Genomic DNA, 18,326 nt, shown 5'->3' on the forward strand with positions numbered 1-18,326 from the left:
GGCTCGCATCAGCTTGAGAACTGGCGAGTACGAGCCGTATTCGCCAGACTTGCAGTCATGGTTAGCGGTATCGGCCAAGGAACCACTGAACGCCACATTGACGAGGCACCCCATGCGCAATCTCAAACTCGACCGCATCGACCGCATGCTGCTCGAAGCCCTTCAGCAGGACGCCCGTCTGACCACTGCCGAAATGGCTGAACTCGTAAGTCTCTCCCCCTCCCCTTGCGCTCGACGCATCCGTCGGCTCGAGCAGGCCGGGTTGATCACGCGCTACCGTGCCGAGCTGGACAAGGTTCGGCTCGGCCTGATGATTACGATCTTCGTACAGGTTCGGCTCGACCAGCATCAGCAGGAGCGGGTCGAAGAGTTCGAGGGAAACGTGCGCGACATGCCGGAAGTGGTGCAATGCCATAGCGTTTCCGGCCACTTCGATTATCTGCTGCAAGTGATTACTGCCGATATGGACGCCTTCGAGCAGTGGCTGCGACAATTCCGACAGTTGAAGATGGTCAGCGCCGTGGATAGCAGCTTCGCAATACGCGCGATCAAGGAGAACGCTCCTCTCCCCCTGCCGTCCCAGTGATATCAGGCGACGGCCAGACGGTTCCAGCACCAGCGAGCGTAGGGAGACAGCATGACGAAAGCCCCCATTACCGTATTCGGCGGGACTGGCTTTCTCGGTCGTCACGTTGTGCAAGAACTGTTCGATGCCGGCCATGCGGTTCGCATCGCGGCGCGCCGGCCTGCATTACCCGAATGGGCCGAACCCGGCGACTCCCTGGAGCCGATGAGTGTCGATATCCGCAGCGAAAGCGACGTGAGCCAAGCCCTCGAAGGAGCATGCGGGGCAGTCAACGCCGTGAGCCTCTATGTCGAGCGGCGCCAACTGACCTTCGATCAGGTGCACGTGGAAGGCGCCGGAAGGCTGGCTCGTCTGGCCCAGGCACATGGCGTCCAGACCTTTATCCAGCTCTCCGGCATCGGCGCCAGCCCCTCGTCGCGCTCGCGCTACGTCAGGGCACGGGGCCGCGGCGAGGCGGCCGTCATCGATGCCTATCCGAAGGCGGTCATCCTGCGGCCGAGCGTCATGTTCGGCCCCGATGATGCCTTCCTCAGCCGTCTGGCGGACTTGACCCGGCTTCCCGTCATCCCGCTCTTCGGACACGGTGACACGAACCTGCAGCCAGTGCATGTGGTGGATGTGGCAAGAGCGATCGCGCGACTTTTGGGGGCTACTCCGCCCGCGCGGCGGCTATTCGAACTGGGCGGCCTGGATATCCTGCGTTACCGCGAGGTGCTGGAACTGGTCATGGCTCACCTGAAGCGCGAGCGCACCCTGCTGTCTGTACCGTTCCCACTGTGGCACCTTGCCGCCCTGCTGGCTTCACCGCTGCCCGGGCCACCGCTGACCCGCGATCAGGTCACCATGATGGCCGCGGACAATACGGTCGGCGAAGGCGTGGGCACCTTCGCCGACCTCGACATCCTGCCACGTTCGCTGCGCGACGCCCTGCCCACCTGCCTGCCGGTTCAGAGTTCGGTTTCGTCCTCATCGGAGTAGAAGTCGAGATCCTCGAGGCGCCCCAACACGGCCGTGGCGATATTGGCCAGGTGCGCCGCCACGCGCTTGTAGTGCCGCGCCAGCAGCGAATAGGCCACGGCCTCATGGAACTCGACCCGGTCCTCATCGCGAAACAGTTCCTCGATCAGCCGGTCGCAGTGCGGCCGCACCTCACTGGCCCTGGCCAGGGCCGTGCGCGCCTGGGATTCGTCGGAGTCCCGGGCTGCCGTGATGACCATGCCGAACATCTCGGCGACTTGAGCGGCGATACGGTCGAGCGGCTCCTGATACTTGGTGACATGGAACCCTTCACGGTAGAAATGCCCTACCTCGAAGACGTTCTTGCAGTAGTCGCCGATGCGTTCGGCATCCTTGGCCACGCTCATCAGGGCCAGGCAGATCGCCACGTCGTGGCCCGGATTGACGGTCAGGTGACGCAGCACCTTGCGCCGGATCGAGCGCTCGAGTTCGTTGATGCTGCGATCGCGATCGTAGAGCGGCTGGCGCACCTCGTCGGCGGGCGCCGTGCTGTGCAAGACCTCGTTGGCCCGATCGAACATCCAGGCGCCGTGCTGCAGCATCTGGGTGAGGTCCTCGAAGGCCTGGTTGATGGTGTTCTCTGAAGTCAGGGCGCTGTATAGCTGACGAAACATGGAGGTAACTCCTGAAATACCGCGCTCAGCGCAGGCTGGTGAAAAGTTCGACGGCACCGATTCCCAACAGTGGTATCACCAGGAACACGCCGATCAGGAAGATGAAGGCATAGCGGGTCTGGCGCGCCGCCAGCTTGCCGTACCAGGTTGCCACCTTGAGCGGAACATAGCGCAGCGGCCACCAGATGGCGGTGCCGATCAGGTTGAACGTGACGTGGAAGAGCGCCACGGTCATGGCGGCAGCCACCGGGTTGGCGGTCGCGGCCAGCAGGCTGGTCACCGTGGTGCCCAGGTTCGCCCCCATCATGAACGGCAGCACGCGCCGCAGGCGGACCACGCCGGCGCCGGCCAAGGGGACCATAAGGCTGCTGGTGATGGTGCTCGACTGCACCAGCACGGTGGAAACCAGCCCCACGCTATAGGCCCGCAGGTCGCTACGGAAGAAATAGGTTCGAAACAGGCCGTCCATGTGTCGCAACAGGGCACCGCGCAGGTTCTGCACCATGAAGATCAGCGCAATGAACATCAGCAGCAGGCCCAGCCCGGCGACCAGCAGCCCTTGCCCGGCCAGGGTTGGCATCAGCCAGGCGCCGATGCCGTTGAAGAGGTCGACGACCGGCTGGGTGATGAGCTTGATGGGACTGTTGGGGCGTGCCACTTCCTCGAGCCCGATCAATTCGGCCACCCAGCCCGCCAGGCGCGAGAACATGCCGCGCCCCGCTTCATGGAACAGGCCGCTGATGAGCTCCAGCGGAAACACCACTAGTACGGTGAGAATATTGAAGAAGTCGTGCATCAGCGCGGCGGTGAAGGAGCGCCTGAAGTTGCGTCGGATGCGCACGTTGGCCAGCGCCACGATCACCCCGGTGACGGCGGTACCGATGTTGGCGCCCATGATGGCGAACACGGCCGTGCCCAGGGTCATCTCGCCGCTGGCCACCAGGGTCACGATCAGCGCCGAGGTGAACGAGGAGCTCTGCACGATCATGGTCACCAGCACCCCTGCCAGCAGCGCAACGAAGGGGTTCTCGCCGTAGGCGAAGAGCTGGGTCAGGAAGTCGCTGGCCCGGCCGAAAGTGCCCAGGCCAGAGCCCAGTACGTTGAGCGCCGCCAGGAAGAGGTACAGGCAGATGCCGGCATAGACGCCGCGCATCCAGGCCGGCACTTCGCGTACCGACTCGCGGGCCAGTGCTGCACGCTGTGCTGCGTTGGAGGAAAGGGGGGATTTCGACATGAGGGGACCGCTTGCTCCGTGCCTGTAATGTGACGAATGCATGACGCTTGCGTTACTGCGGGCGAACGGTAACCATCCTGTGTGACAGTTTCATGACACCGACACCCTACTCACCGATATCCTCGTTCCACAGTTCCGGGGAAGTCTCGATGAAGCGGGTCATCATGTCGATACACTCATCGAGCTGGAGGACTTCGACCTCGATGCCCCTGGAGCGCAGCAGCTCCTCTTCACCCAGAAAGGTCCTATTTTCGCCGATGACGACGCGCGGAATGCCATACAACAGTATCGCCCCGCTGCACATGGGGCACGGCGACAGCGTGGTATAGAGCGTGCAGTTACGATAGACCGATGCGAGTTGACGACCCGCATTCTCGAGTGCATCCATCTCGCCATGCAGCACGGTGCTGTCCGCCTGGACCCGGCGGTTGTGGCCGCGCCCGAGGATCTGCCCGCGATGCACCAGCACCGAACCGATGGGAATCCCTCCCTCGGCCAGCCCCTTGCGGGCTTCTTCGATTGCCGCTTGCATGTAGTGGTCCATCAATGAAGTCTCCCGCTGTCATGGCATGCCTGGCCTCGCCGTGACCATAGCAGATGCCCGCATGAGCTGCCCGTCTGACCCTTACTGCCAACGCCAGCCATGCCGCTCCCACCACTCCAGCGCAATGGCCCGGTTCTCCTCGTTGGCGCTTTCATCGAGCGTTTCGGTGAGGCGGACATAGTCGCCACCGGTCTGTGCCATCAGCCGAGGGTCTTGGGTGGCCAACTGCAGCGCGTACAGCACCAGCATCAGTTCATACTCGTTACGGGTATCGATCAGCGCAAACAACAGCGGGATGGCAGGCTCACCGATCTGCCCCAGGCGCTCCGCGGCGATATACCAGACTCGTGGATGCTCATCACCACCGTAGACATCAATGAAACGCCTGTCGGCCAGGCGGCTGATGTAATAATGCGCCTCGTCCTCTTCCGATGCGAAAAGCGGTGGGACCCAGTAGCGATCATGCTGGGTGGTGGCCACCTGGGGCGACATCGGCTCGGTCGGCGAGACCTGCTCGGACTCGGCAGTGGCTGGCTCGGCCTCCGGCGCCGAGCGGCCGGCACAACCGCTCGCAATAATCAGGGCGAACAGAATCGGGACGAATCTCAGGTCGTTCGGAATCACCGGGGTACCACTCCTCTTGAACGTATGCTGCGTGGCGCCGCGCACGGATGCGAACGGCATTGTGGCCGCCACGGGGTTCTCATGGTAAGAACAAACATCGGCCTGGGCGAGGGAAAAGATGCCACGACGACTTCCGCCATTGAATACGCTGCGGCTGTTCGAATCCGCAGCACGACTCGGTCAGCTCAAGGCGGCCGCCGAAGAGCTGTCGTTGACCCCGAGTGCGGTAAGCCATGGCATTCGCTCGCTCGAGCAGTGGCTCGGCATCGCCTTGTTCCAGCGTACCCGTCAGGGCCTGCGACTTACCGCAGAGGGTCAACGCTACGCCGCGATCGTGCGAGAGTCATTGACCCTGCTCGGCGAGGGTACCGAACGATTACTGGGCATCCCCCAACCGCGTCGATTGGCGATCAGCGTGCCACCCTTCTTTGCCGTTCGCTGGCTGCTGCCCCGGCTCGGTGAGTTCCGTGCTCTGCATCCCGAGGTCAGCGTGTTGATCGACACCTCACAGCAGCACGTCTCACTGGAAACGGGCGAGGCCGACATGGCAATTCGCATGGGCAAGGGAGAAGAGTGGTCTGGACTCGCCTGCGACCTGCTGTTCCGTGAACGCCTGGTACCGGTATGCGCCCCCTCGCTATTGGACCAGGTGCGGGCCGATCCGCATGATCTTTGCCCTATCCAAATGCGCTCGGTCAAGGAGGATTGGCCGCGCTGGTGCGAGGCCACCGGCCATCCCCGGCCTTCGCCTGCCAAGGCCTTCATCGTCGATACGCTGCAGCTGGCCTACGAAGCCGCTGCCAGCGGCTTTGGCGTCGCCATGGGTCGGCGTCCACTGGTCGACGCCGAACTCGAACGCGGCCGGCTCGTCCTGCCCTGGCAGGAAACCGTGGCCATCGATACTGGCTATTGGCTCGTGGTGCCGCAACGGCGCCGGGAGGAGCCGATGATCGCCTTGTTTCGCGATTGGCTGACACGGCAGGTGGCCACGCCGTAGGGCGACAAAAAACGTTCAACCCGGGGCGAAAATGTTTCGTTTGAGCCACCCGCTCGACTGGGCTGGAATGCGGTCATGCCTTCGGCACGTCCACGGGAGAACCCAGCCATGACCGCTTCCACCATCACGCCCTCTTCACCACGCACGACACCCCCGCTACTGGTGCTGATCGGGTGCGCCTGCACGATTTCGCTGATCACCTTCGGCGTCCGCTCGATCTTCGGCCTGTTTACCGACCCCGTGGTCGCCACCCATGGCTGGACGCGAGAAACCTTCGCCTTTGCCATCGCCCTGCAGAACCTCATGTGGGGGCTGACCCAACCCTTTGCCGGTGCCCTTGTGGACCGCTATGGCCCCGTGCGGGTACTGGTGACGGGAGCTACCTGCTATGCGGCGGGGTTGGCCTTGATGGCGATCAGTACCTCGCCGCTGACCCTGACGCTAAGCGCCGGCGTGCTGGTGGGGCTCGGCATGGGCGGCGCCTCCTTCGTTACCGTATTGGGCGCGCTGGGTAAGCTGGTGCCAGCCACGCACCGGGGCTGGGCACTGGGTATGGGCACGGCGGCTGGGTCGCTCGGCCAGTTCCTGTTCGCTCCGCTGGGTCAGGCCTTCATCGCCGGGTACGGCTGGCAAACGGCCGCGCTGCTGCTTGCAGGCGGGGTCGCGCTGGTCGTGGGCCTGGCGTTCGGCGTACGCGGCACACCGCAAGCGGCTCCTGCCGATCAGGGGCCCGAGCTGACACTCAGCCAGACGCTGCGCCTGGCACTGCGCCATCCCAGCTATGTCTATCTTCTGCTCGGCTTCTCGGTCTGCGGTTTCCAACTCGCCTTCATCACCGTGCACCTGCCGCCCTATCTCAATGATCAAGGTGTCGATGCGACGATCGCTGGCTGGGCCATCGGCGCCATCGGCCTGGCCAACGTGCTGGGGGCTTATACTGCGGGCATGATGAGTGCCAGGTTCAGCCAGCGCGGGCTGCTCTCCTTCATCTACTTCGCTCGGGCTCTGGCCATCGTCCTGTTCGTGACTTTCCCCATCTCGTCCACCAGCGTGATGCTGTTCGCCACCGCCATGGGCCTGCTGTGGCTATCGACCGTCCCGCTGACGTCCGGCCTGGTTGCCTTGATGTTCGGCACGCGCTTCATGGCCACCCTGTTCGGCTTGATCTTCCTGAGTCACCAGGTCGGCTCTTTCTTCGGCGTCTGGCTGGGAGGGAGGCTGTTCGAAATGACAGCCAGCTACGAACTCGTCTGGTGGCTCACCGCTGCGCTTGGGGTGGCAGCCGGTCTGGTGCATCTGCCAATTCGTGAACTGCCTGCCCCCCGACCGGCTACTATTGTGGGAGCAGAGGGCTGACCCATGACGACACAGGCCCTGAACCGCCACGCCTTTGCCCTCGGCTTCGTCGGGCTGGCCCTGCTGTTGGGCCTGTCACTCACCCTGCTGCCCGCTCGCCAGGCAGCCCTCAGCTTCGAGGCGCCCCAGCCCCTCGTGGGAGTGTTTCCCCCCGGCACACCCGCCCGCATCAGTCGCGAGGCCATCCGTGAGGTCGGTGCGATGCCGCGGCGAGAGTTGCTGGGAGGCACACTGGTCAGCTTCATCGCCTGGCATCCACAGCAAGTCGAACGACTGGAGCGGGGCGGAGCGTTGGCCTTGGCCCTTCCCTCCCGCACGGATTTCACACTGGGCTGCAGCGTCAGCGTTCAGCCATGACCCCGACCAGCGCCTCGGCCAACACCGACGCCATGAACACGGTATTGCTCTCATGGCCGATGGTGTCGGTACTCCACACCTCTCCCACCCCGGCTTGGCGAATGACACCAAGGGCATCGCCGACAAACAGCGCGTGGGTCACCGCCACGTCCACGCTGGCCGCCCCGGCGGCCAGCACTCGCTCAGCGGCCTGGGCCAGGGTGCGGCCGGAGCTGGCGACATCGTCCAGTAGCACCACCCGCCGGCCGGCAATGACAAGGTCGGGCAACGCAATCTCCACGTCGCGATCCCCGTGACGCTTCTTGATACACGTGCCGTACTCTAGCCCCGCTATTCGGGCCGCACTCTCAACCCACTGCTGCGACTCCGAATCAGGCCCCAAAAGCAAGGCATCGCCGCGTCTCGTGACGATCTCCTCTGCCAGCCTCGGAGCTGCGGAAAGCGTAACGGCATGACGTAAGGGCACCGCTTGCTCGAGGCGCTCGATGCGATGCAGGTGAGGATCGACTGTAATCACCGCGTCGAACAGCTCGGCAAGAAAGCCGCCAACCAGCCGCTGGCTGACCAGCTCTCCGGGGTTGAAGGCGATGTCCTGGCGCATGTAGGCCAGGTAAGGAGCCACCAGCACCAGGCGCCCGACGCCCTGCTCGCGCGCGTGACGAGACAGCAGCATCAGCTCGACCAGCTTGTCGTTAGGACGGTCCAGGCTGCGATAGATCACCAGACAGTCGGGCAACGCCATGTCTGGCAGGCGTAGACACAGTTCCTCATCGGGAAAACGGTGGCATGCGATTCGATGCGCCTCGATGGCGGCTGCCGAGGCCAGGCGTCTCGCAGGAAAGGATTCCTCGTCGAAATAGAGCAGGGCGGCGTGCATCAGAACTCCACGTTCAAACGAGTGATCTGGTCATGCTGACCGATACTATAGCCGCCGTCTCGCTCGCTGCACTGGTAGGCAAAACCACGCTCACTACGAAAAGCGGCATGGACCCGGTAAAGCGGCTGACCCTGCTCGACCCGGTCGCCTATCTGGGTGAGCAGGTCGATGCCGGCCCCCTTGGCCTTGGGCGCACCGGCCAGGCGCGCGATCTGCGCCAGCCGCAAGTTGTCGATAGCGATGACAACACCCTCCTGGGGCGCCAGCACCTCGAACTGGTGTGGCGCCAGCTCGGGGTTATCGAGATCGAAGGGCTTCTCACCCTGGGCGCGGATGATCGCCTGCATCTTTTCCAGGGCACGACCGGAGTCGAGTATGTCGCGAGCGATGCTGAAGCCATCGCCGCCACGAATGTCAGGGTCGAACTCGAGCATTCGCCCCGCCAAGCGCAGCGACTTCTGGCGCAGGTCCATGGGCGCATCAGGGTGGTTGGTAAGTACTCGCATCACGTCACGCGCCTCCAGCACGGGACCGATACCGCGACCGATAGGTTGGCTGCCGTCGGTGATCACCACATCCAGCACCAAGCCCATACGACCGGCCACGAACTCGAACAGCTTGCGCAACCGGCGCGCTTCCGGCATGGATCTAACCTTGGCGTGGGGTCCAACGGGAATGTCGAGCAACAGGTGCGTCGAACCGGCCGCCACCTTCTTGGACAGGATGGAAGCCACCATCTGTCCCGGCGAGTCGATCGAGAGCGGACGCTCCACCGCTATCAGCACATCATCGGCCGGGGAAAGCTTGCTGGTGCCGCCCCAGGCCACGCATCCACGGTGAGTACGTACCAACTCACCCAACTCCTCGAAGGGCACTTCCACCTTGGCCAGTACCTCCATGGTATCGGCGGTTCCCGAAGGGGAAGTGATCGCTCGCGACGAAGTCTTGGGACAAAGCAGGCCGTGGGCCGCCACGATGGGGACCACCAACATGGAAGTGCGATTGCCGGGAATGCCGCCGATACAGTGCTTGTCGACCACCGGATGCTCGTGCCAGTCGAGCCGACGCCCCACCCGCCCCATGGCATCGCTCAAGTAGAAGACCTCCTCGCGATCGAGTTCGCCCAGCTCGCAGGCCACCACGAAGGCGGTCAATTCGATCTTCGAATAGCGCAACTCGGCGATATCCTGCACGATCTCGCGGAAGTCCCGACGCGATAGACGCTCACCCGCAATCTTGCGTCGAAGGGCGGGAATGGATACGGGCAGTTCCGCCTGTGACACGCTCACAGGATGCCCCTCTTCCACCCCCAGCAAGGCAAAGGCATCTTCGGAAAGGCCCAGTTGGGTGTGGCCGACGATGGCCACATCGTCGACCACGTTCAGGGTCGCCAGGATACGCTGACCATTGGTACGAACCTCGACCTTCGACAGCGCCTGGAAACCTTCGGCCCGATACAGATCGCAGTCACGGTTAAGGTAGGCGACGTTTTCTCGGTAAGTATCGATCGCCACGCGGCAAAGCGCGAGAGGCAGCCCCACTTCTTCGGTGGCTTCGTCACTGGCCGCGGGAGAGGATCGAGTACGGCTCATGGGTCGGATCGTCTTGACAGGGTAATGCTGTGAGTCTGCCCCATTTGCCGCGACTTGGGCAGCACGTTGGCCAGCTGCCTTGACCCAGGACAAGCTTGGCCCATCGCGATGTCGCCCCGAAGCGGAAGTGGAATGCAGCAGAGCAGTACAGATGGCCACTTTGCCACTATGCTCCGAAGAAAGGACGCTGAATGATAGGAGGCTATATGAAGTTCGCCATCATGGGCAGCGGCGGTGTCGGCGGTTACTTTGGTTCCCGTCTGGCCGAAGCCGGAGAAGACGTCACCTTCATTGCCCGTGGCGAGCACCTGGCTGCCATGCAACGCCAGGGGCTGCGCGTACACAGCATCAAGGGCGATGTCGTGCTGGACAGGGTCAAGGCCACGGACGACCCCGCCAGTGTAGGCGAAGTGGATTGCGTGATCGTGGCCGTGAAAGCGTGGCAGGTACGCGAGGCGGCCGAATCGATCCGTCCGCTGGTCGGGTCCGACACCCTGGTACTGCCTCTGGAGAACGGCGTCGAGGCCGCCGATATCCTGGCCGAGGTGCTAGGCGAAGCGCCGGTGCTGGACGGCCTGTGCGGCATTCTCGCTTGGCGTGAAGCGCCGGGAGAGATCCGCCATGCCGGCGTGGATCCGTTCGTTCGATTCGGCGAGCGTGACAACCACAGCAGTGCACGTACGGCGCAGCTCAAGGCCGTTTTCGACAAGGCGAATGGGGTTAGTGCCGAGATCCCCGATGACATTCGCGTCGCCCAGTGGAGCAAGTTCATGTTCATCTGCGCCATGAGCGGCATTGGCAGCATTAGCCGGGCTCCCATCGGGATCACACGTCAATTGCCCGAGACCCGGGCCTTGATCCAGGCCATGCTCGAGGAGATCGACCAGGTCGCCCGCGGCCATGGCGTCGCCTTTCCGCCCGATGCCGTTGCCCGTGCCATGCAGTTCATCGATGCCATGCCGGCCGAGAGCACGTCCTCCATGCAGCGCAACATCATGGCCGGCGAACCCTCCGAGCTGGAATCTCAGAACGGCGCCGTGGTGCGCCTGGGCCGCGCGGTCAACGTGGCAACGCCGGTTCACACCATGATCCATGCCGCCCTTCTACCCCAGGAGCTGGCAGCCCGCGGGGAAGTGCCACCTGGCGTATGAACGGTTCCTTTCACGTTGACGCTCAACAGGCGGTGGCAGGACTCGGATTGGGGTATTCTGATATGAACGAGACGTGAAGCGACACACCTGCCCCTGGAGCACCGCTATGACCGACTCCCCCCATAATGCCCCGGGCCAGCACTGGAATGCCGCCGCCTATGCCCATAACGCCGACTTCGTCGCCGAACTGGGCAATACCGTAGCCAGGCTGCTCAACCCTCGACCCGGTGAGCGCATCCTCGACCTGGGCTGCGGCGACGGCACTCTGACCGAAGTACTGGCGAAATCCGGCGCCACCATCGTCGGCGTGGATGCCGCCGTCGACATGGTCGAGGCTGCCCGGGCGCGAGGGCTCGACGCCCGCGTTCTGGATGCTCACAACCTGCCCTTCGAGCACGAGTTCGATGCGGTGTTCAGCAATGCCGCCCTGCACTGGATGCTCAATCACCAGGCCGTGGTGGCCAGCATTCATCGTTCCCTGAAGCCCGGCGGGCGTTTCGTGGCCGAATTCGGCGGTCACGGTAATGTTGCGGCGATCTGCACTGCCATGCTGGCGGCACTCCAGGCGCGTGGTATCAGTGGCAAGGCCCGCTTCCCATGGTTCTTCCCCACGCCCGAGGAGTATCGGGAGTGCCTGGAAACGGCAGGGTTCACGGTTGAATCCATCGAACTGATCCCGCGCCCCACCCGCTTGACCACGGGGATGGCCGGCTGGCTTGCCACCTTTGCCAACCCCTTCCTGCATGGCCTCGATGAAGAAGTCTGCGAGGCGGTGCTGGACGACGCCTTGGCGCTATTGGCACCTAGCCTGCGCGACAGCCACGACAATTGGACGGCCGACTACGTTCGTTTGCGCGTAAAGGCACACCGCTGAGGTGTCAGTGCCCGGGCTCCCGAGCACTGACACCACCCAGGCATACCTTGAGGCGGTGTTGGCAGAGCAGCCGCCAAAACGGGCTTACCCCTCAGCCAACTGGCTCCAGCGGGTGCCAATCCGTGCGGTTGGCCAGAAACTCGGGGCGTGGTCGGTTGCCGCAGAAGGGGTTCATCAGGCCATTGTCGACGCTGTTGTAGACGAAAAAGAGATTGCTGCGCGGCCAGCAGGACATGTTGATGTTGGAGCCATGCATGGTATTGCATTCGAACATCACCAAGGTGCCTGCTGGCCCTTTTGGCGCCTCGATATCACCATTGAGCATCAATTCACGCAGGCTGGCATTGTCGGGCACGCCTACGTCCTGGCTCTTGAGCGATTCCTTGTAGTTGTCCGTCGGCGTACGCCCCACACAGGGGACGAATTGCTTGTGCGAGCCAGGGATCAGCATCAGGGGTCCATTGAACTCACCGTTATCGGTCAGCACGATGGAGCAGCTCAGCGAGCGCATGCGCGGCATGCCATCCTCGCTGTGCCAGGTCTCGAAATCGGAATGCCAGTCGAAACCCTTGCCCTTGAAGCCAGGCTTGTAGTTAATGCGCGACTGGTGGATATACACATCCTTGCCGAGCAGCTGTTCGACCATGGCCAGTAGCCGCGGATCGCGCGTGAGACGGCTGAAGCGCTCGGAAATTTCATGGATGCCGAAGATCGAACGAATCTCCTCGCGCCCAGGCTCGAGGATGGTACCTTCGGAAAGCTTGAGATCATCGTCCTCTTCGTAGTCGCGCAGCTCCTGAATAAAGGCTTCCATCTCCTCGCGATCAAAGAATCCTTCGAACGATAGAAAACCCTTCTCCTCATATTCACTTACCTGCTCCTCGCTCAGCGGCCCATCGCGGCGCTTTGCCCCTTCGGTAAAAACTACCGGGTCGATACGCTCGAACATGCCAAGCTTGCGCTCCAATCGCGTAGGGAACAGATCCTGTACATCCTTTTTCATCGCATGCTCCTCCTTGATCTAAGCGAAACGCCAATCATCCGATTGGTGGTCCTTCAACCTAGACCTGGAAACGTTCGCATGCAAAGCGACTTTGTATCGGCTTATTGCGCCAAGAAAAGTAACCGTAATCACCGTGGGGAAAAGCAGGTCTGCCAGTGCAGAAACTCGGACTTCGGCTAGTGCAACGACGACGGATTATTGTTACCGTTCAATTGCTGAATCTCCCGGCATAACCTGCGCCGATGCCGGGGGGCGCACGGTACCGCGGCATAAACCACCCATACGATCAGCGTGCCGATATCGGTCAGCACGGAGACATCGTCCCCGTGCCGAAAAAGCCACTCGAACATTGCAATCCTCCCTGACTGCCATGAACGCTAGCGCACAGTCAGCCGCGCTGATAGGTGCCGATCAGACGGTTCATACCGAGCAGGTGAGGCTCGAGCTGCTTGAGCAATTCGTCCAGGCCGAGTCCTTCGGGCAGATCGGTCGGCTTGTCGAGCGCCAGCACCCAGAAGTAGTAGTGGTGTACACCATGACCTTCCGGCGGCATGGGGCCGGCATAGCCACGCTTGCCGAAGTCGTTCTTGCCGCTCGTGCCGTCGCTCGTGCCTTCGACCAGCGACGTGGTGGAACCCGGCAGGTTGTAGAGTAGCCAGTGGACGAAGCCATAGCTGCCGTGCTGGACGAGGGGGGCATCGGGGTCATGGCAGATGACCGCATAGCCCTTGGCACCCTCGGGGGCACCGCTCCAGCTCAGTGCCGGCGAGGTGTCATCGCCCTCACCCGTATGTACGGTGGGGATAGCCCCATGCGCCTTGAAGGCAGGGCTTTCCAACTGCATGTTCGAAAGTGCAAAGGCCATGCGTAGAGCCTCCTGTTCTGATGAAAACGGGAAGGTGCCGAAACAGCGTCGGAAAAAGCCGTTAGACTGTCAAACATGAAGCGACTGCTGATCGTGGCCCATGCGCCCTCTCCCAATACCCGCAGACTGCGCGATGCCGCCGTGCGCGGCGCCCGTCATCCCGATATCGACGCTGTCGAGGTAGTGGTCAAGGCCCCTTTCGACGCCGCCCCCGAGGACATTCGCAGCTGCGATGCCATTTTGCTGGGAACCACCGAGAATCTCGGCTACATGAGCGGTGCACTGAAGGATTTCTTCGACCGCAGCTACTATCCCGTACTGGAGGAGAAACAGGGCCTGCCCTGTGCGCTCTACGTGCGCGCCGGTCACGACGGTACCGGCACGCGACGGGCAGTCGAAGGCATCGTCACCGGGCTACGCTGGCGCTGGGTGCAGGAGCCGCTGATTCTGCGTGGCGAATGGCAAGAGGAATTCATCGAGCAGGTAGAAGAGCTAGGCCTCTTTCTGGCTGCAGGGCTCGAAGCGGGAGTGCTGTAGTACATCAGCCCACCGCCGAGACGATCCGGTATTCCTCTAAAAACGGTCATGTCCGAATGGTCATGACCGTTGCTTACCGCTCGCAGGCGAATCAGTGGCTGCACGACCCGCAGCATACACCTGGCTCCCCGTGTCTTTTCTTCTTTGCAGCCTCGGCACTGGCAGGCTCGCCTGGGCTGGCGTCCGCAGCCGCTGTCGTCGACGCTCCTGGCTCGAATGCCTGAACGGCTTGCTTGTCTTCCGCCTTGTCTCTCTTGAACAGGTTCTTGAGTCCCATGTGAGACACTCCTCGCAGTGGATTTAATAAGATGCAAAACATATGCATCTTATTGTTCGACATTCCGGGCGTCAACGCATCAAACAAAAACGGCCCCGCCTGAAAAGGCGAGGCCGCTGGCCAGGCAGACGCCTGCTTCAGGCTTATTTCAAGCGCTCGAACACCGTCGCCACGCCCTGCCCCATGCCAATGCACATGGTGGCGAGCCCCAGGGTGGTGTCCTGCTGCTGCATCACGTTGAGCAGCGTGGTGCAGATACGCGACCCTGAGCAGCCCAGCGGATGCCCTAGGGCAATGGCGCCACCGTTGAGGTTGACCTTCTCATCCATGGCATCCAGGAAACCGAGGTCCTTGAGTACCGGGATCGCCTGGGCGGCGAAGGCTTCGTTGAGCTCGACGGTCTGGATGTCCTCTGACGACAGCCCCGCTGTCTTGAGCGCCTTCTTGGAGGCCGGCACCGGGCCATAGCCCATGATCGACGCATCGCAGCCCGCCACACCGGTGGAGAGGACCCTGGCGATGGGCTCGAGCCCCAGCGCCTGGGCACGCTCGTAGCTCATTATCGCCATGGCCGAGGCGCCCACCGAAAGCGCCGAGGAGGTACCGGCCGATACCGTGCCACCACGCGGGTCGAACACCGGCTTGAGCTTGGCCATGTCCTCGAGGCTGGCATCGGCGCGGATCACCTCGTCACGGTCGACCCGAACCCGGAAACCGTTGGCGTCGTGCCCCTCGACGCCGACGATTTCGTTGTCGAAGCGACCGCCATCCAGCGCTGCCTGGGCACGCTGGTGTGAACGCACGCCGAATTTGTCCTGCTCCTCACGGGTAACACCGTGCATCTTGCCCAGCAGTTCGGCAGTCAGACCCATCATCATGGCGGCCTTGGCGGCGTATTTGCTGGCCGCCGGATTGACGTCGACCCCGTGAGCCATGGGCACATGCTCCATGTGCTCGACGCCACCAATGACATAGAAATCGCCCATGCCGGCCTTGATGTTGGCCGCGGCGATGTGCAGCGCCGTCATCGAGGAACCACACAGGCGGTTGACCGTCTGGGCCGGCACCGTACGCGGTATGCCGGTCATGATCGCCGCGTTGCGCGCAATGTTCATCGCCTGTTCGAGGGTCTGGTTGACGCAGCCCCAGATCACATCGTCGACTTCGGCCGGGTCGAGGCCCGCATTGCGTTCGAACAGTGCCTGCATCACCGCAGCGGAAAGGTTCTCCGCCCGCACGTTGCGGAAAGCACCGTTCTTGGCCTTGGCCATGGCGGTACGCACGCCGTCGACCACCACGATGTCTCTCGGATTCAAACTCATATCAACTCACCTCCTTCTCGTGGTGGATTCAGCGCTGGGCCTGGGTGGAATAGAAACGCTCGCCGGACTGGGCCATCTGACGCAGCTTGTCGGTGGGCGCGTAAAGCGGCCCCAGCTCCTCGGCCAGACCATCGGCCAGCTCGACGAACTCGGCCACGCCCATGGCATCGATATAGCGCAGCGCACCACCACGGAATGGCGGGAAGCCGATACCGTAGATCAGCGCCATGTCGGCCTCGGCCGGGGTGTCGACGATGCCGTCTTCCAGGCAGCGCACCGTCTCGAGGCACAGCGGTACCATCATGCGTGCGACGATGTCCTCGTCGGAGAATTCCTTCTCCTGCTTGACGACCTGCTTGACCAGCTCATAGGCGTTGGTGTCGCTGACCTTCTTCGGCTTGCCCTTCTTGTCCTCCTCGTAGGCATAGAAGCCCTTGTCGTTCTTCTGGCCCAGACGTTCGTTCTCGTACATGACCTGGATGGCAGTCTTGCCGTCACGTGCCATGCGGTCGGGAAAGCCCTCGGCCATCACTTCGTTGGCGTGCACGGCGGTATCCATGCCCACCACATCGAGCAGGTAGGCGGGCCCCATGGGCCAGCCGAACTTCTCCATCACCTTGTCGACACGCTGGAAGTCGGCCCCTTGCTCGACCAGCAGACTGAAGCCGCCGAAATAAGGGAACAGCACGCGGTTGACCAGGAAACCGGGGCAGTCGTTGACCACGATGGGTGTCTTGCCCATGGCGCGAGCGTAGGCCACGGTAGCCGCCACGGCGGCGTCGCCGGTCTTCTCGCCGCGGATGACCTCGACCAGCGGCATGCGATGCACCGGGTTGAAGAAGTGCATGCCGCAGAAATTCTCCGGGCGCTTGAGGTTCTGCGCCAGGCGCGTGATCGAGATGGTCGAGGTGTTGGAGGTGAGGATGGTATCCTGGCCCACCTGGCCTTCCACTTCGGTCAGCACCGCATCCTTGACCTTGGGGTTCTCGACCACCGCCTCGACCACCAGGTCGACGTGGCCGAAGTCGCCGTAGGAGAGCGTCGGCCGAATATGGGTCAGCTTCTCTGCCATCTGCTCGGTGGTGAGCTTGCCGCGCTCCACCTGCTTGGCGAACAGCTTGCGCGACTCCTTGAGGCCCAGTTCGATGGCCTCCTCCTTGATATCCTTCATCAGGATCGGCGTGCCCTTGGAAGCACTCTGGTAGGCGATGCCGCCGCCCATGATGCCGGCCCCCAGCACGGCGGTCTGCTTCACCGCCTTGGCCTGTTTCTCGTACTTTCCAGCCTTCTTCTTGACCACCTGATCGTTGAGGAATAGCCCCACCAGGTTGTAGCAGACGTCGGTCAGCGCCAGCTTGGCGAAGGCCTTGGCCTCGATGGCCTGGGCGCGTGCGCGCTCCTCGCCGGCGCCTTTCTGGATCACCTTGATCGCCTCGATCGGCGCCGGGTAGTGTGGCCCTGCCTTGCCGGCCACGTAACCCTTGGCAGTCTCGAAGGCCATCATCTGCTCGATTGCGTTGAGCTTGAGCGGGCTGGTCTTCTCGGCGCGGCGCGCCAGGTAATCGAGTTCGCCTGCATTGGCGCGCGCCAGGATATCGAGTGCCGCCGCTTCGAGCTGATCGTTCGGTACCACGGCATCCACGGCCCCCACCTTGAGTGCGGCATCGGCGCGGTTCTCGCTGCCGCCGGCAATCCACTCCACGGCGTTGTCGGCACCGATCAGGCGCGGCAGGCGCACGCAGCCGCCCCAACCGGGCAGGATACCGAGCTTGGTCTCGGGCAGGCCGATCTTGGCCTTCTCACCCATGACACGGAAGTCAGTGGTCAGCGTCACTTCACAGCCACCGCCCAGCGCCAGGCCGTTGATCGCCGTCACCGTAGGGAACGGCAGGTCCTCGATGGCGTTGAAGATCTCGTGAACCTTGAGATTCATCTCGACCAGGTACTCTTCGCCCTTCTCGAAGAGACCATGGAATTCGGTGATGTCAGCGCCGACGATGAAAACATCCTTGGCGCTGCCGATGACGAGGCCCTTGAGACCGTTCACGGCGCGAATCGCCTGGACGGCATCGTCGAGCTCGGCGACCACGGCACTGGACAGCTTGTTGATGGATTCACCCTTCAGGTCGAAGGTGAGCATGGCGATGTCGTCGCCCCCGTTCCTGGTACCGCGTGCCACCGTGATGGCGTTGCCTTGATAGATCATCCACGAATCTCCACACAGAGGTTGGCGTTGGAGGAGTGCCAGATTTCATACGGCCGTTTGATTCCGGAAAGCTTGGTGCACTCCGGGCGGCGCGTCAAGTCCCAGGTAACGCTTTGTCGGCAACGGATACCCGACGCAGGACGAAACCATCCAAAAGTAGGTAACTGGCTGACAGCCTAGTCCGTTCGACAGCGTCTGTCGGGGCTTATCGGGCTGGCCACACGCGTTTCAAGAGGAAGGGGAACCTATCGATTAGCGCGATAATCGAAGCATCGATAGTCGTTACGTGACGA

At 62.7% G+C, this 18,326-nt stretch carries 19 protein-coding genes; 8 read left to right on the forward strand and 11 right to left on the reverse strand.

Going from position 1 to position 18,326, the window contains the following annotated elements:
- Nucleotides 1-112: 112 nt before the first annotated feature.
- The gene (locus ACUY1T_RS05175) at nt 113-586 is read left to right on the forward strand and encodes an Lrp/AsnC family transcriptional regulator (protein WP_446020667.1); all 474 of its coding nucleotides are present in this window, start codon (nt 113-115) and stop codon (nt 584-586) included.
- Nucleotides 587-637: 51 nt separating this feature from the next.
- Nucleotides 638-1,564 carry a complex I NDUFA9 subunit family protein gene (locus tag ACUY1T_RS05180; RefSeq protein WP_446020669.1) on the forward strand — a complete coding sequence of 309 codons (927 nt, stop codon included), beginning with the start codon at nt 638-640 and terminating at the stop codon, nt 1,562-1,564.
- Here ACUY1T_RS05180 and ACUY1T_RS05185 read toward each other — a convergent pair.
- From ACUY1T_RS05185 to ACUY1T_RS05200, 4 genes are all read right to left on the reverse strand, one after another.
- The gene (locus ACUY1T_RS05185) at nt 1,534-2,217 is read right to left on the reverse strand and encodes a phosphate signaling complex PhoU family protein (protein ID WP_446020671.1); all 684 of its coding nucleotides are present in this window, start codon (nt 2,215-2,217) and stop codon (nt 1,534-1,536) included. The genes ACUY1T_RS05180 and ACUY1T_RS05185 overlap by 31 nt on opposite strands.
- Before the next feature lie 25 nt (nt 2,218-2,242).
- Nucleotides 2,243-3,451, reverse strand: a complete 1,209-nt coding sequence (locus tag ACUY1T_RS05190; RefSeq protein WP_446020673.1) for a Na/Pi cotransporter family protein — start codon at nt 3,449-3,451, stop codon at nt 2,243-2,245.
- Nucleotides 3,452-3,557: 106 nt separating this feature from the next.
- Nucleotides 3,558-3,995, reverse strand: coding sequence for a nucleoside deaminase (locus tag ACUY1T_RS05195; protein ID WP_446020675.1), 438 nt, complete (start codon nt 3,993-3,995; stop codon nt 3,558-3,560).
- A gap of 81 nt (nt 3,996-4,076) precedes the next feature.
- Entirely contained in the window at nt 4,077-4,679 is a 603-nt protein-coding gene (locus ACUY1T_RS05200; RefSeq protein WP_446020677.1) for a hypothetical protein, read from the reverse strand.
- A gap of 58 nt (nt 4,680-4,737) precedes the next feature.
- Here ACUY1T_RS05200 and ACUY1T_RS05205 point away from each other — a divergent pair, with 58 nt between their 5' ends.
- From ACUY1T_RS05205 to ACUY1T_RS05215, 3 genes are all read left to right on the forward strand, one after another.
- Entirely contained in the window at nt 4,738-5,616 is an 879-nt protein-coding gene (locus tag ACUY1T_RS05205) for a LysR substrate-binding domain-containing protein (RefSeq protein ID WP_446020679.1), read from the forward strand.
- Nucleotides 5,617-5,724: 108 nt separating this feature from the next.
- Nucleotides 5,725-6,972 carry an MFS transporter gene (locus tag ACUY1T_RS05210; RefSeq protein ID WP_446020681.1) on the forward strand — a complete coding sequence of 416 codons (1,248 nt, stop codon included), beginning with the start codon at nt 5,725-5,727 and terminating at the stop codon, nt 6,970-6,972.
- A 3-nt stretch (nt 6,973-6,975) separates the two neighbouring features.
- Nucleotides 6,976-7,329: a hypothetical protein gene (locus tag ACUY1T_RS05215; RefSeq protein ID WP_446020683.1), complete on the forward strand. Its 354-nt coding sequence runs from the start codon at nt 6,976-6,978 to the stop codon at nt 7,327-7,329.
- Here ACUY1T_RS05215 and ACUY1T_RS05220 read toward each other — a convergent pair.
- Nucleotides 7,313-8,206, reverse strand: coding sequence for a ribose-phosphate diphosphokinase (locus ACUY1T_RS05220; protein ID WP_446020685.1), 894 nt, complete (start codon nt 8,204-8,206; stop codon nt 7,313-7,315). The genes ACUY1T_RS05215 and ACUY1T_RS05220 overlap by 17 nt on opposite strands.
- On the reverse strand, nt 8,206-9,798 hold the full coding sequence (locus ACUY1T_RS05225; RefSeq protein WP_446020687.1) for a thymidine phosphorylase family protein: 1,593 nt from the start codon (nt 9,796-9,798) through the stop codon (nt 8,206-8,208). The genes ACUY1T_RS05220 and ACUY1T_RS05225 overlap by 1 nt, the downstream gene beginning before the upstream one ends.
- 206 nt (nt 9,799-10,004) lie before the next feature.
- Between ACUY1T_RS05225 and ACUY1T_RS05230 the strand changes: the two genes are divergently transcribed.
- Both ACUY1T_RS05230 and ACUY1T_RS05235 read left to right on the forward strand, forming a co-directional pair.
- Nucleotides 10,005-10,949 (forward strand): 2-dehydropantoate 2-reductase, encoded by a 945-nt coding sequence (locus tag ACUY1T_RS05230; protein ID WP_446020689.1) that lies wholly within the window; start codon nt 10,005-10,007, stop codon nt 10,947-10,949.
- Between the two features lie 106 nt (nt 10,950-11,055).
- Nucleotides 11,056-11,823 carry a class I SAM-dependent methyltransferase gene (locus ACUY1T_RS05235; RefSeq protein WP_446020691.1) on the forward strand — a complete coding sequence of 256 codons (768 nt, stop codon included), beginning with the start codon at nt 11,056-11,058 and terminating at the stop codon, nt 11,821-11,823.
- A gap of 91 nt (nt 11,824-11,914) precedes the next feature.
- Here ACUY1T_RS05235 and thpD read toward each other — a convergent pair whose 3' ends face one another.
- On the reverse strand, nt 11,915-12,826 hold the full coding sequence (gene thpD / locus ACUY1T_RS05240; protein ID WP_446020692.1) for an ectoine hydroxylase: 912 nt from the start codon (nt 12,824-12,826) through the stop codon (nt 11,915-11,917).
- Nucleotides 12,827-13,214: 388 nt separating this feature from the next.
- Nucleotides 13,215-13,691: a YbhB/YbcL family Raf kinase inhibitor-like protein gene (locus ACUY1T_RS05245; RefSeq protein WP_446020694.1), complete on the reverse strand. Its 477-nt coding sequence runs from the start codon at nt 13,689-13,691 to the stop codon at nt 13,215-13,217.
- Nucleotides 13,692-13,766: 75 nt separating this feature from the next.
- On the opposite strand from ACUY1T_RS05245, the gene ACUY1T_RS05250 reads away from it, so the two are divergent.
- The gene (locus ACUY1T_RS05250) at nt 13,767-14,228 is read left to right on the forward strand and encodes a flavodoxin family protein (protein ID WP_446020695.1); all 462 of its coding nucleotides are present in this window, start codon (nt 13,767-13,769) and stop codon (nt 14,226-14,228) included.
- A gap of 91 nt (nt 14,229-14,319) precedes the next feature.
- On the opposite strand, the gene ACUY1T_RS05255 is transcribed toward ACUY1T_RS05250, so the two are convergent.
- The 3 genes from ACUY1T_RS05255 to fadB form a co-directional block, all read right to left on the reverse strand.
- Nucleotides 14,320-14,568 carry a CCGSCS motif protein gene (locus ACUY1T_RS05255; protein WP_446020697.1) on the reverse strand — a complete coding sequence of 83 codons (249 nt, stop codon included), beginning with the start codon at nt 14,566-14,568 and terminating at the stop codon, nt 14,320-14,322.
- 80 nt (nt 14,569-14,648) lie between these two features.
- Nucleotides 14,649-15,827, reverse strand: coding sequence for an acetyl-CoA C-acyltransferase FadA (gene fadA / locus ACUY1T_RS05260; protein ID WP_446020699.1), 1,179 nt, complete (start codon nt 15,825-15,827; stop codon nt 14,649-14,651).
- A 28-nt stretch (nt 15,828-15,855) separates the two neighbouring features.
- Nucleotides 15,856-18,033 (reverse strand): fatty acid oxidation complex subunit alpha FadB, encoded by a 2,178-nt coding sequence (gene fadB, locus ACUY1T_RS05265; RefSeq protein ID WP_446020701.1) that lies wholly within the window; start codon nt 18,031-18,033, stop codon nt 15,856-15,858.
- Nucleotides 18,034-18,326 lie beyond the last annotated feature (293 nt).

The sequence above is a fragment of the Billgrantia sp. Q4P2 genome (assembly GCF_052806135.1).